12 protein-coding genes are annotated in these 12,940 nt (G+C 64.8%); 9 read left to right on the top strand and 3 right to left on the bottom strand.

What is annotated here, in order from left to right; translation table 11 throughout:
* Positions 1-218 precede the first annotated feature (218 nt).
* Positions 219-482 (bottom strand): winged helix-turn-helix domain-containing protein, encoded by a 264-nt coding sequence (locus tag FCN18_RS30080; protein ID WP_110343876.1) that lies wholly within the window; start codon positions 480-482, stop codon positions 219-221.
* Between the two features lie 95 nt (positions 483-577).
* On the opposite strand from FCN18_RS30080, the gene FCN18_RS30075 reads away from it, so the two are divergent.
* The 8 genes from FCN18_RS30075 to FCN18_RS30040 all read left to right on the top strand — a co-directional run bounded on the left by FCN18_RS30075 (position 578) and on the right by FCN18_RS30040 (position 8,721).
* Entirely contained in the window at positions 578-1,015 is a 438-nt protein-coding gene (locus FCN18_RS30075) for a hypothetical protein (RefSeq protein WP_110343967.1), read from the top strand.
* A complete protein-coding gene (locus FCN18_RS30070) occupies positions 972-1,289 on the top strand; it encodes a GntR family transcriptional regulator (protein ID WP_228714199.1) in 318 nt (105 codons plus the stop codon). The genes FCN18_RS30075 and FCN18_RS30070 overlap by 44 nt, the downstream gene beginning before the upstream one ends.
* 462 nt (positions 1,290-1,751) lie before the next feature.
* Positions 1,752-2,099 carry a helix-turn-helix domain-containing protein gene (locus FCN18_RS30065; RefSeq protein WP_206078010.1) on the top strand — a complete coding sequence of 116 codons (348 nt, stop codon included), beginning with the start codon at positions 1,752-1,754 and terminating at the stop codon, positions 2,097-2,099.
* Between the two features lie 128 nt (positions 2,100-2,227).
* The gene (locus tag FCN18_RS40900; protein WP_110343965.1) at positions 2,228-2,710 is read left to right on the top strand and encodes an IS30 family transposase; all 483 of its coding nucleotides are present in this window, start codon (positions 2,228-2,230) and stop codon (positions 2,708-2,710) included.
* A gap of 175 nt (positions 2,711-2,885) precedes the next feature.
* A complete protein-coding gene (locus tag FCN18_RS30055) occupies positions 2,886-3,965 on the top strand; it encodes a heparan-alpha-glucosaminide N-acetyltransferase domain-containing protein (RefSeq protein WP_110343964.1) in 1,080 nt (359 codons plus the stop codon).
* Between the two features lie 1,245 nt (positions 3,966-5,210).
* Positions 5,211-6,302: a PLP-dependent cysteine synthase family protein gene (locus FCN18_RS30050; RefSeq protein ID WP_110343963.1), complete on the top strand. Its 1,092-nt coding sequence runs from the start codon at positions 5,211-5,213 to the stop codon at positions 6,300-6,302.
* Complete coding sequence (locus FCN18_RS30045; protein ID WP_110343962.1) at positions 6,299-7,546, top strand: MDR family MFS transporter; 1,248 nt, start codon at positions 6,299-6,301, stop codon at positions 7,544-7,546. The genes FCN18_RS30050 and FCN18_RS30045 overlap by 4 nt, the downstream gene beginning before the upstream one ends.
* Positions 7,547-7,671: 125 nt before the next feature.
* A complete protein-coding gene (locus FCN18_RS30040) occupies positions 7,672-8,721 on the top strand; it encodes a C40 family peptidase (RefSeq protein WP_228714198.1) in 1,050 nt (349 codons plus the stop codon).
* 743 nt (positions 8,722-9,464) lie between these two features.
* Here FCN18_RS30040 and FCN18_RS30035 read toward each other — a convergent pair.
* Complete coding sequence (locus FCN18_RS30035) at positions 9,465-9,899, bottom strand: rhodanese-like domain-containing protein (RefSeq protein ID WP_228714197.1); 435 nt, start codon at positions 9,897-9,899, stop codon at positions 9,465-9,467.
* 124 nt (positions 9,900-10,023) lie between these two features.
* Between FCN18_RS30035 and FCN18_RS40335 the strand changes: the two genes are divergently transcribed.
* Entirely contained in the window at positions 10,024-11,310 is a 1,287-nt protein-coding gene (locus tag FCN18_RS40335) for a M23 family metallopeptidase (RefSeq protein ID WP_228714196.1), read from the top strand.
* A 287-nt stretch (positions 11,311-11,597) separates the two neighbouring features.
* Here the strand turns inward: FCN18_RS40335 and FCN18_RS39865 are convergent, their stop codons facing one another.
* Complete coding sequence (locus FCN18_RS39865; RefSeq protein WP_206078009.1) at positions 11,598-12,902, bottom strand: prolipoprotein diacylglyceryl transferase family protein; 1,305 nt, start codon at positions 12,900-12,902, stop codon at positions 11,598-11,600.
* Positions 12,903-12,940 lie beyond the last annotated feature (38 nt).

Here is a 12,940-nt window from a genome sequence, read left to right as displayed (position 1 = left end):
GCCTTAAATCCTACCAGCAGAAGGCCCGGTCGGTGCATCGGCGATGCCTGGACTAGAGGCTCGCGCTGATCCAGCTCGTCCCGCATCGCGGCTTCGCGAGGTCTTGTCGGTCGTGACGCTACCGGGATTGCCCCATCGGATAGTCGCCTGTATGGCCGTCCATCCACACGAATGGAGATCGTCGGCACACGTTTGCCCTGGTCAGGATTCACGGGCGTTCAGCGCCGCACGAACGTCCCTTTGCCAGTGACCACGATCAGCAAGCCCTCTTTCCGCAGCTCGAAGACGGCCCGCCTAGTAGTCGGCCTGCTCACCGCGTACAGCTCCGCCAGCTCGCGCTCGTTCGGCAGCTTCGCGCCAGGTGGCAGTTTGCGGGAGCCGATCATGGTGCGTAAGTCATCGGCTACCTGCTCCCACAGGTGCTGTTCCAGCGATTCATGGTCGATACGCGAGCTGCGGTCTTCCCACACAAGGGCGCACATTAGGGCCCAGATGTGCGACTACTTGCCTACATGGGCTCATATGCGCCCATATGAGCTGCTATCCTGACCTGCAAAGATAGATGAGGAGGTAGCTCATGTCGATGCACGCGAACACCTTCTACGGAGCGGGCGGTTGGAGCTTCGCCCCGATGACCCCATACGACTGGTGGATCCTTTGGCGAGCGCTGGAGAACCGTCAGGATGAAGCCAAGGTCGCAAAAGCACGACGTGATCTCGGGGCGCTCGTTCAGACTGACTGGCTGGACTCCATGCCGCCGGTACCTGCTGAAGGACACGACCCAGAGCTCCTGCAGGCCATGTTCGAGGCGCACGACAAGTACCAAGATGACTGGATACAGAGGCAGTGCGAATTCATGGTGAGTACCCTTGAGCGCCTGCAGGCCGCTGAACGCCCATATGGGTACCGCGAGCTTGAGCGCGTGGCGGGCTCGCTCGTGTCACTCGCCGGCCAAATGTTCATGGTTGCCCATGACCGTGAAGAAGAGATCGAGCGAGGCGACCGTGAACCCTGAACAGGACGGCAGCGGCAGCGGCAACGTCATGCCGATTCGTCCCAAGCCGACCTATCCACTCGACCCATCGAGAATCGACTACGACTACAAGCAGGTTCTCGACCACCTGGCGGAGCGTATTGGATCTGGCGAGTTCCAAGATCAGTTGTCCAGCAGAACAGTACTCGCCCGCGAGTACGGCGTGAGTACCCAGACGGTGACGAGAGCCGTCAACATTCTTGTTGAGCGCGGCACCCTGGTCGTCCGGTATCCGAACGGGACGTACCTGGCATGACAGTTCACGCGTGTCCGGACAATTGTTCTCGACCTCGGTGGAGGCCGACTACATCGCGATCAAGGATGTGCCGTCGAGCGGCGGTCATGAGGAAATCCACGCGAGAGAAGGTAGGGATGTGGTACGGACCGGCGACTCCAGGCCGACCGTACGCCGGGGAAGACCTGACGACTCGGCGAGACACCGTGCCTGCTTGAGCGACGATACCGGCCTCAGAGGCAGCGACGCCCCATGACTTCCGCCAAGACGGTCGAGGGGGCGTCGTCGTGCCGTGTGTTACGCGTGGATGTAGGCCGAGGCGTCGAACTCGTGGTCGTGGATGGCCGCGTAGAAGGCATGCACCTCGGCCTGGTTGAACATCAACTCGACTAGCTCGTGTCAACGCTTCGCGAACCTTGACCCGGGTGGTCTCTTGGGTTCTAGATCTCGTCGCAACACTCCATGATCAAATACGGGGTGTTGATGGGTAGGCGTGGACGCAAGCGCAGGCTGGAGATCGAGTCGGAGTACTGGCAGCTGCTGGCCGCTGGTGTGGGCACGGTTGAGGCGTGTCGGCAGCTGGGCATTGGCCGTAAGACCGGTTATCGATGGCGAGCGGAAAACGGCGGACTACCCCCGTTGACGCTGCCCGAACGAGCCCACTCGGGCAGGTACCTATCCCTGCTGGAGCGGCAGCGGATCGCCGCGCTGCGCCGTGACGGTCTCGGTGTGTGCGCGATCGCAGCCCAGCTGGACCGTTCGCCGTCCACGATCAGCCGGAACTGCGACGCAACACCGCCTCCTACGATCGCGCCTACGACGGCGACATAGCCCATGCCCGCGCCCGCGAGCGAGCTCGCCGACCACGCCGCGGCCGGCTGCTGGCCAACGCTGACCTTCGGGCTCACGTGCAGGCCAAGCTGGAGCTTGAATGGAGCCCGGAACAGATTGCGGCCTGACTGCGCACCGAGTTTCCGGGCCGGAGAGCCTGGCACATCTGCCACGAGACCATCTACCAGGCGCTTTATCTCGGCGGGCGTGGCGGGCTCACCCGCGAGCTGACCAAGCGGCTGCGCACCGGTCGGCCGCTGCGCAAACGCCGTCGACGCCCTGACCAACGCCGACCGCGGTTCACCATCCCGGGCACACCGATCGACCGGCGCCCGGCCGTCGTCGCGGACAGGACCCGGATCGGAGATTGGGAAGGCGACCTCATCGTCGGCCGTGGCAACCGCTCAGCGATCGCCACGCTGGTCTGTCGCACCAGCCGCTACCTCCGGCTCGTCCGCCTGCCCGATCGCCACGCGGCCGCTGCGGTCAGCGACGCCCTCGCCACCTGCTTCGGCCAGCTGCCATTGGCTGTCCGGCTCACACAGACCTGGGACCAGGGCTCGGAGATGGCGCATCACGACCGGATATCTCGGCACCTGGCTGAAGGGTGAGCGCAAACTCCGGCCCGCTAGCGATGAGAACGAAGCCCAAGCGGATCACACAGGCCCAGGACATCGACCGAAGCCGCATAGCTACTATCTACGATAGTAAATCGTACGGGTTTCACTGCCTGGGGTGCGGCAACTCGCTCCACCGGCCACAAAGTCAATTCCCACAGGAGCGAGCATGGACCAACACGCTGGCGTGGCTGCGCCGCCAGCCGCCGCTCGCCCCCGGCTGGTCGGCGTCGACGTAGCCCGAGGGGTTGCGGTCATCGGCATGCTCGTCGCGCACCTCGGTGCCGACAAAACGGACACCACCAGCGCGAGCGCGCGTTGGATGTGGATTTTCGACGGGAGATCTGCCGTGCTGTTCGCAGTGCTGGCCGGGGTCGGTCTCGGCCTACTGACGGGCAATGCGCCCGACCACACGCGCGGGACACTGCGGGTCCAAATCGCGTTGCGCGCCGTTCTGGTCTGCGCACTAGGCCTGGTGTTAATGACAGCCGGGTCGCCGGTCGCGGTGATCTTGCCAACCTATGGCATGTTGTTCGTCCTCGCGTTGCCGTTGTTGTGGTCACGCACCCGCACGCTTTGGGTAGGCACTGCGGCAGCACTACTCTTCGGCACGCTGGTTGTTGCGTCTCTGAGACAGGTGCTCACCAGCCAAACGGGGCCCACGATCGATACTTACCTGGTGGGCGAGCTCGTCACCGGCTACTACCCCGCAGTAGCTTACTGTGGCTACCTTCTAGCCGGCCTTGCCCTGAGCCGACTACCCCTCCCGCGACGTGATGTTCAAGCCGGACTGGTGTTCGCCGGCTGCGGTATGGCCGCGTTGGCTTACGGGAGCGGAGCGGCGCTCGCGTCCTCAGCCGGTGCGGACACCAGACTATGGCCCGGCGTGCTCCTGGCCATACGGCCTCACGCCACTTCCCCCTTCGCCATGGGTGGTGCACTCGGCGTGGCCGTCGCGATCCTGGGTCTATGCCTGCTACTGGCCCGTTGGCATTGGGGTCTGATCACGAGCTACCCGCTCGCGGCCGCGGGGACTATGCCGTTGACCGCCTACAGCGGCCAGATCGTCGTGATCGCCTTGCTGGGCCCCGATTCGGTCCAGTCTCCCACCTCGAACTGGCCGCTTGCCGCACTGTCGACGGGTACGATCGCGGTCTCGATGATGTGGCATCGCCGGTTAGGGCGGGGACCGTTGGAGCGGCTGGTCAACATCCGCCTCCACCATCCGCGGTCTAGAGAACCCCTGTGACGTGATCACTATGAGGTCACGAGGACGTTCGCTCACACCTGCGGTTCGCGGCCACGAAGTTGAAGGTTGCGACCCTGGCTTCCGAGGCGCCCGAGTTCATCGGGGCGATCCTGTTGGCCGTACGACGCGCCGGGCTGGGGCCCGCTCGGCGCGGCGGGTCAGTAAACGGCGACTCGATCGCCTCGCGAGCAAGTGTCACCAGATGTTTAATTGCCGGTTGTTGTTCCGCAGAAGGGCATAGCCGGACGGCCTCGACCGGGTAACGGGGCGAGCACGTCAACGGCACGTCGTCCGATTTCCACTCCCCCGCCCGGGACTGACGAGCCGGGGCTCGGTTGCGCCATGACTCGACTCCTCCGCCTGGCAATCCATATCGTGAACGCCAAGCACCTCACTCCCCAGAGCTGCGAGCCAGGTCGCAGCGCACTGGCCTGCTACATCTTCCAGAGGGAACGGCGACTCTGCACAGCCACCATCAGGTGTGCCCGTCAAGATCAACCCGGCCGGCATGACGGGCACTCGTTGACTACGTGGTGCGCTGCGCCACATACCTGCGCGTGCGCCCGACTCATGTCCCTAGCATGGTCGGCGCCCACCCCATGTGGATGATCTTACGATCGCGCCTAGTAGACGATGCATTCGCGGTAAACCTGTTACCCAGCAAAGGAAAACCTGCACTGTGACACGACATGAGTCCGACCCACGACCGGGTGAACGGGGCGTCCGGCTCCCTTGATCCGACGCGTTCACCGGTAGGTTGTGGAAACTGTGAGACGTCAGCAGAACGCGACGCGTGCACGCGTGTATGCCCATCTCGGGTTGGCGCTCGGTGTGCTCTTCGCGTGCCTGGCGCTTCATACCTCACCGTGTATCGATGGTCACGAGCATGCCGATCAAGCACATGCTGCTGTCACAACACACGGTCACCAGCAATCGTCGAACAACTGCGAGCACGAGACCGACCCGGAACACTCGGAACACTCAGCACATCCGCAGTATCTCGCTCCATCACGTTCACATGACGGTTCGCTTCTCGTGTCGGTCGCGTTGCCGCTGGTGCTGCTCAGCAGAAGCGGCACCGCTGGCAGAATCTCGCGAACACCGCGCTGCGGAATACGATCGTGCGCGCCCGAGGGTTGCTGGGGACGCGGTGTGTTGCACGCGCTGTGCGTGTTGAGGCGCTGATCGCAGGCTTCGTCCTGCTTCGTCCAGCTCAACTCAGCACTCCACAGAAACGGAAACTCAATGCTTTCGCCTGTCCTGCTCCGGCCTGCCCAGGCGCGCGCCCGCCGCGCGGAAACGGTAGGCAATACGCCGGTGGTGTGGATCGACGAGCCGTTCAATCACGACGGCAAGGGCTTCTGGGCCAAACTCGAAGGTCAGAACCCTGGCGGGATGAAGGACCGCCCCGCCCTGCACATGGTCGCTCGCGCCCGCGCTTGTGGCGCGCTACGTCCCGACGGACTGATCGTCGAGTCGACCAGCGGCACGCTCGGCCTCGGATTGGCGCTCGCCGGGATCGTGTATGGACATCCGGTAGCGCTCGTCGCTGATCCGGGCATGGAGCCGATCGTGCACCGCCTGCTGCTCGCCTATGGGGCACGCGTCGACATCGTGGACCGTCCCCACCCCACCGGGGGGTGGCAACAGGCGCGCCGCGATCGGGTCTCGCAGTTGCTGGCCGAGAACCCCGGATCGTTCTGCCCGGACCAGTACAACAACCCGGACAACGTGGACGCCTACGCGCCGCTTGCCAGCGAACTCACCGCGCAGCTCGATCGAATCGATGTGCTGGTCTGCTCGGTGGGCACTGGTGGACACTCGGCCGGCGTGGCGCGGGAGTTGCGCCGCGTCAACCCGAACCTGCAGCTCGTCGGCGTCGACACGGTCGGCTCGACAATCTTCGGCCAGCCCGCGCGTGCCCGTCTGATGCGGGGTCTAGGGTCAAGCATCTATCCACGCAACGTCGATTACGAGGCGTTCAACGAGGTGCATTGGGTAAGTCCGGGCGAATCTGTGATCACCTGTCGCAGGCTCGCGGCCGCCCAGTACGCGACCGGTGGCTGGAGCGTCGGCGCTGTCGCCCTCGTGGCGGGCTGGCTCGCACGTACCCAGTCCCCAGACGTTCGGATCGCCGCGATCTTCCCCGACGGTCCACAACGCTACTTCGACACCGTCTACAACGACACCTTCTGCGCCGAACACCGATTGCTGGACGCACCGCCACCAGCCGAGCCTGACACAATCGCGCATCCCCGCGAACGCGAGGTCCAGCGTTGGACTCGCTGCACGACCGTGGTCGACCCAGTCGCAGCCACTCCTGGAGCCAATCGATGACCGACGTTCTTCGCCAGTTCCGCTCGTTTGACCGGCCGGTCCAGCTCCTTGCGCTCAACCAGTTCACGATCAACATCGGCTTCTACATGCTGATGCCGTATCTGGCGGCACACCTGTCGCTCGGCCTGGGGCTCGCTGGCTGGATGGTGGGTCTGATCCTCGGCGCCCGCAACTTCTCCCAGCAGGGGATGTTCCTGCTCGGTGGCAGCCTGGCCGACCGCTTCGGCTACAAGCCGCTCATTGTCGCCGGCTGTGCCCTGCGGACCGGGGGCTTCGCGATGCTCGGGCTGGTCGACTCTGTCCCCGCTCTACTAGTGGCATCAGTGGCTACTGGGTTCGCGGGGGCACTGTTCAACCCCGCTGTACGGGCGTATGTCGCCGCAGATGCCGGAGATCGCCGCGTCGAGGCCTTCGCATTGTTCAACGTGTTCTATCAGTCGGGCATTCTCTTGGGCCCCTTGATCGGACTCGCCTTGACCGGTGTGGCGTTCCAGCTCACGTGTCTGGTCGCCGCGGCCGTGTTCCTGGTTCTGACCGTTCTGCAGATCCGATCATTGCCGGAACGCCGCTCGCGCGACGCGCATGACTCACTGCTTGCCGGTTGGCGCGTCGCGCTGGCCAACCGCCGGTTCCTGGCGTTCTCGGCAGCCATGATCGGTTCCTACGTGCTGTCATTTCAGGTGTACTTGGCGCTGCCGCTGGAGACACGTAGGCTTGCCGGCTCGGAAACCGTGGGGACCGTCGAGGTAGGAATCCTTTTCGGAATATCCGGAATACTTGCCATCGTGGGGCAGCTGCGAATCACCGCGTGGTGCCGCCAACGTTGGGATCATGGCCGGTGCCTCACCGTAGGGCTATCGCTGATGGGCCTGGCCTTTACCGCCCCGCTGCTCACGGCGGCGAGCCCGCCGGGTCAAGTCTGGACGTTCCTGCCGCTGGCCCTATCCGTCGCACTGCTCACACTGGGCACGGTGGTGGTGTTCCCATTCGAGATGGATACCATCGTCACGCTGGCAGGTGATCGGTTCGTCGCGACTCACTACGGGCTTTACAACACGATCTGCGGTATCGGCATTGCGGTCGGTAATCTCGCCACCGGTGCGGCCCTTGATCTCGCACGAAGCAGCGGAATACCATGGGTACCTTGGGCGGCACTCGTCGCAGTCGGCGGGATGTGCGCGGCCGGCGTGCATGTGCTCAATCGCTCCGACCGGCTGGAACCCCGCGCTGTGACGGTGAGCTGAATCTCTGATCCCGCCTAGTACTAGGTCTCCTAGTGGACAAGATCGGCGGCGTTACTCTACTGTGACCTCGGACCGGCGGGGCGGTCCTGCGAGCAATGCCGACACCACCAGGAGATCCAGCACTCGTGACTGCGTACCCACGCCGCTTCGCCATCAGCAAGACCGCCGTCGCCACAGTGGCGCTGACGATCGCGTTGACTCCGTTCCCTGCCAGCGCGCAGCCACAGGACGGCACATCGGACGCCATGGAGCGCTATCAAGAGCTGGGCGCACAAGCGGCGGATGCCGAGGAAGACCTGTCCGAAGCCCAAGATCAGCTCACGCGCCGGCAGGCGGAGTTGGCCGATGCCAACGGCGCACTCGCCAGGGCGAACCAAGCCCTGCAGCAGGCACAGCGTGCGGAGATGTCATTCCGGGACGAGGTTGACATCCTTGCGTCCACGAGTTTCCGCAATGGCCGTATCGCTCGGTGGTCGGCGATCCTTACCAGCGACTCCAGCCAGGAGTTTCTGGACCAGATGTCGGCTCTGGGCGTGCTCGCGAACAACAACTCCGATGTCTTGAACCGGCTCAGCGGCATTAGGGATCAGGCCAATGCAGCCCGCAACGCTGCTGCGGAAGCGCAGGAGCGGGCGGGCAAAGCCGCGGTCGAAGCAGAGCGTGCTGTGAGCACGCTCGAGGGGCGCAAGGCAAGACTCGACGAACAGATCGAACAGGTTGAGGCCGCCCTCGACGACCTCAGCACGGCCGAGCAGGCAGAGCTTCAAACGGTGCAGGACTCCGGCAGTTACCTCGGCCCTCCGGGCGCGGCCAACGACGCACTCCAGGCTGCGTTGTCCCGGCGTGGTTCCGAGTACGAGTGGGGGGCTACCGGTCCGAACGAGTTCGACTGCTCGGGTCTCACCTCGTGGTCGTATGCGCAGGCGGGCATCAACATCCCGCGCACCAGCCGGCAGCAATGGGGGGCGGGCAAGCCGGTCTCCCTCGACGCACTGCTTCCCGGCGACCTGCTGTTCTACGATGACGGCACTGGCAACCCTAGCAACATCCACCATGTCGGCATGTACGTCGGTGAGGGCAAGATGGTCGATGCGCCGACCGAGGGTCAACTCGTCGATGTGCGATCGATGGAGGGCGACGGACACCTGATCGGCGCCCGGCGCATGGTTGGCTGATCGCATCCTCGGCTCCAGCACTGGGTGAATCAGTAACGTCATGTGTTGATAGAGGTCGGAGATGCCTGCCGTTGGTGACTCAGACCTCGACGTGAGTAGTGGTTGTGGTCGGTTGCCGGAAGTGCACGTCACGTTGGGTGCCGCGCGCTTCCGGCGCACCCTTGCCGCATGTGGTGAGGCCGAGCGGCCGCTCGGTAGGCTCGTCATTCAGCTGAAGGGCCAACCAGTGAGCACGGACATAGAGGAGTCCGCTCCCAGCCAACGATGCGACCTCAGGATTGTCTTAGAGCCCGGCCTTACCTGGCGTGGTTGCGAAGCCTCCCCCAGGCACTCCGCGGGCCCGGAACCAGAAACAGCAGGCGTCCCTGCTGGGCTTGCAGGACTCAGAGCGCCGCACGGCTACGTGTGGTCGACCACCCGGAGCGACCGAGCACAGCCGACCGTCAGCAGCATGCACCGGTTTCGACGAGCGGTCCTGGGAAGCCCCGCGTCGACGTGAATTCCCCACTCAACGTGCGTGGCAGCGGACCACGGAGATGTGCCAGATAGTGCCTCGCTGCCGGACGGATTTCTCGGGATCATGCTCCGCCCGGCAACGAGACGCGGGCCAATGTTGGGAGGGCGACCTCCGGAACATGGTCCCGCAAGCAGCGGGGCGCGAGGGGGGAACGCCACCAACCGCTACTAACTCAGATAGTAGCTGATCCGCCGGCGCGACACCAGGCCGAATTCACCAGGAGCCGTCAACTGCCCGGCGCGGACTGCGCAAGCGTTCGGCCGCTGGCTTGCCATGCCCGCATACCACCGTCGAGATCGACGATGTCCGCAAATCCGAGGCCCTTCAGGGCCCGCGCCGCGTCGGCACTCATCCGGCCGCTCATGCAATAGACCGCGATGGGCAGCGTCCGATCGGACGGCAACTCGGAAAGTCGCCGCTCGATCTCGTTGAAAGGAATCATCATGTCCGTGCCAGGCAGTGCCCCCTCGAAGGGGACGTGGACGTTGATCACGATGCGAGCGGGATCGGCGATCGCCTTGGCGAACTCGTCAGGAGCCAACAGGCTGATCGAGACAGGCGCCGCCACGGAAGGCTCTGTTTCGCCTCCCCCTGCACAGCCGCCGACGCCGAGCAGCGCTACGGCCGCCATCGCGAGCAGAAGAAATCCGCGGAATGACACCTCCAGACCATAGCCAACCTCTCAGTCACTGCCTACGTGAGTGACTGGTGTTGCGAAAGAGACCCATGTTGTCGCAGTATACCCGTGAGTACTATGTTAAATAGTTTCTACCGAGGAGGGTGCCATGACTGGACGCAGGTTCGCGGCCCGTGGCGCCCTCGCCAGTGTGATCGCCGCCTTCGCCCTAGCGACGCCTCCCGGAGCGGCCGCGATGCCGCCCCCGCCAAACCCCAGCGATGAGGAACTCCAGGCGAGTAGTGCGGAGGCGCGCGGAATCGCCGAGCAAGTCGGCAGCCTGGCCAACCAGGTCGCCGAAGCTAGCACGGCGTTAACCGCAGCGCAGCTCGAGCTCGCCGCAAGCTACGACGAGGTCACCGCTGCCCAACAGGAAGTGCAATCCACCCGTACTGCGGCTCGCACCGCCCAGGTGGCCGCCGACAACGCTCGCACCGAGGTCAATGCGGCCATCACCCAGCTCCAGCAGGCGAGACAGCAGCTTGACGAGTTCGCCGCCGCCAGCTTTCGCCAAGGCAGCACCATCGGATCGCTCAGTGCCTATGTGGGATCTGACAGCCCAAAGGATCTACTGGCCCGTGCGTCACTGCTCAACGCGGTCGGTGACTCGCGACTGAACGCGCTCGACGTCGTGCGGCAAGCCATGTCCACCAAGGCCAATGCCGATGCCGCTGCCCGGACAGCCGCGCAGGAAGCCAAGGACAAGGCACAGGCGGCCGAACAAGCCAAGACCGCCGCGGCGCAAGCGTATGAGACCGCGGTGGCAAGCGAGACTGCCGCGCAGCGACGCAGCACCGAGCTCCTCGAGCGCAAGGAAGCCCTTCAGGCCCGGCTCACGCAAGCGCAGCGCACCTTCGCCGATCTTCAAGGCCAACGGCACGAGTACAGCGACTGGCAGGAGCGCCACCGGGCGTCCGAGCAGGCTTCGGCATCCACCCGGAATCCACCCTCCAGGTCGAGCCGGCCGGCACCCCGACCCGCGCCCCACAGTCACCCCCCACGCCCCAACCAAAGCGGCGTCGTGGCACCCACTACGGGCGTAATCACCTCCACATACGGGCCACGCTGGGGAAGCATCCATTACGGACTGGACATCGCCAATAGCATCGGCACACCGATTGTCTCCGTGCTGGACGGAGTGGTCATCTCATCCGGCCCTGCGAGCGGTTTCGGTTTGTGGGTTCGCGTCCGTCATGACAACGGCACCATCACCGTGTATGGCCATATCAACGAGACACTGGTATACGTTGGCCAGCGCGTCGCTGCCGGGGAGCAGATCGCCACGGTCGGCAACCGCGGCCAGTCCACGGGCCCGCACCTGCACTTCGAGGTGCACAAGGACGGCTACAAGATCGATCCGTTAGTGTGGCTTCGCGCCAACGGCGTCGCGATCTGAGCGCCGCCCTCCCAATCTACGTATAAGCATAGTAGGTTATGCTGTCGTGGTCGCAAGGGAGTGGGGCCATTCTCAGACATGAAGCCTCCGGATGTGTATACACCATCTCCGCAGCCAGTTTCCTACTGGGAACACTCGGCTCGTGGGAGTCTGCCGCATTCGCCATGCACGCCAACACATGCGTCCTTTGCCGTCGTGAGCTCCTCGAACTCGCGCCGGTCGTACAACTGCTCAGCCGCGTCAAGACTCAGCAAGACCCCCACCAGGGACGGTCATGCCTTCCGGACTTACGCGAGGATGGGAAGACTCACGGTGGCAGCGAGTACGACCCCACAGAAGACCATGGTGACCGAGCGTCCGATCCGAGTACGTGACTCGGTCCGTAAGGGAAAAAGTAACTGCCTACTGAAGGTGTAGGCCGCGACCGCGCCGACGAAGATCACTCCGGCGATGGATGGCTGAGTCGTGAGCACAAGGATCAGCGAGACGGCGCCGATCACCAACGCCGCCGCAGCTTCGAGAAGTTGCACCGGAAATCGGCGAGTAGCCAGTCGACGATCCGAGGACCACATACCCCAGCGGGAACTGGTCGGGCGGCCCGCGCAGCAGCCGGTGAGCCAGCATCCGGGGCGCCCCACCGCCATGCCCAGGAACACCCCCGGCGCCGTGGTATCCAGCAGCACGCCGATCGGTATGCCTAGCGCCGCCGCCCCCACCGCGATAACCCCAAGTGCGACGAGGAGGAAACCCTGTATGCAGGCGCCGGCGCTGAGGAACTGCCGCGGATGCTTGTGATGCAAGACGAGGTAGTACGCCTTACCGCCCACGAAGCCCAGGATGCAGCCGATCAACGACATCACGAGCACGGCCGCGACGTCGATACCCGCTCTGCCGGCCAGCAGCGCCTGGAACACGACAGCGACAACCGCACCCATTCCGACCAGCGTGGGCCACGCCAGCCGCACCGCAGGTCCCTGCGCCAGCTGACCGAACGTCGTCGCCGTTGAGATGACACGCCGGGGCAGGCGCATGCTCGTTGGCGCCGCCGACCTCTCAGCTGACATAGCGGTAACTCTCCACTCACCGGGGTTGATCCCCAGCGCGCGGGTAGTGATGGCCGCCCGACCGCTACCCGGTTCGAGCCCGTCGAACCCCTCGATGCGCTCGAACCGATCCCCAGGGTCGGGCTTCCCCAGCACCCGAACGCGGGTTCCGACGAACCGGATCGCCCCCGAGTACGGCCCGCCGGATTCGGGTACCTCGAACGAGTACGTCGCCGCCAGGCCCTGAGGTTCGGCGCCCGCGAGTGCAGCCGACAGGCATCCCCTCGCGGCCGGCTGCTCCTCGTCCACACGCAGGATCGCCGCACCGCCACCTACAGTCTTGGCCGCGTCGCGCCGTACAGGTGCGCTTTTCGGAAGGGCGGCAAGAGCCGGAACCGCGCTCGCGGGCGCGACGGAAGCGACGTTACGCGCGAGCGCCGGCGGGACGCCAGCACCACCCTGCTTCCGTTCAGCGCGGTCGGTCGTGACCTTGGTCCCCATGCGCGCCGACCTGTTGCCGGCCGCCTTCTTGTGCGGCTTTTTCCCCACGGTCGCGATCCTTCCGCCAGTCATATGCCAACAATCCT

The organism is Prauserella endophytica (assembly GCF_005146945.1).
In the GTDB taxonomy this organism is placed as follows: domain Bacteria; phylum Actinomycetota; class Actinomycetes; order Mycobacteriales; family Pseudonocardiaceae; genus Prauserella_A; species Prauserella_A endophytica.
Note: the sequence above shows the minus strand (reverse complement) of the source record. Positions and strands in the feature narration are given on the sequence as shown.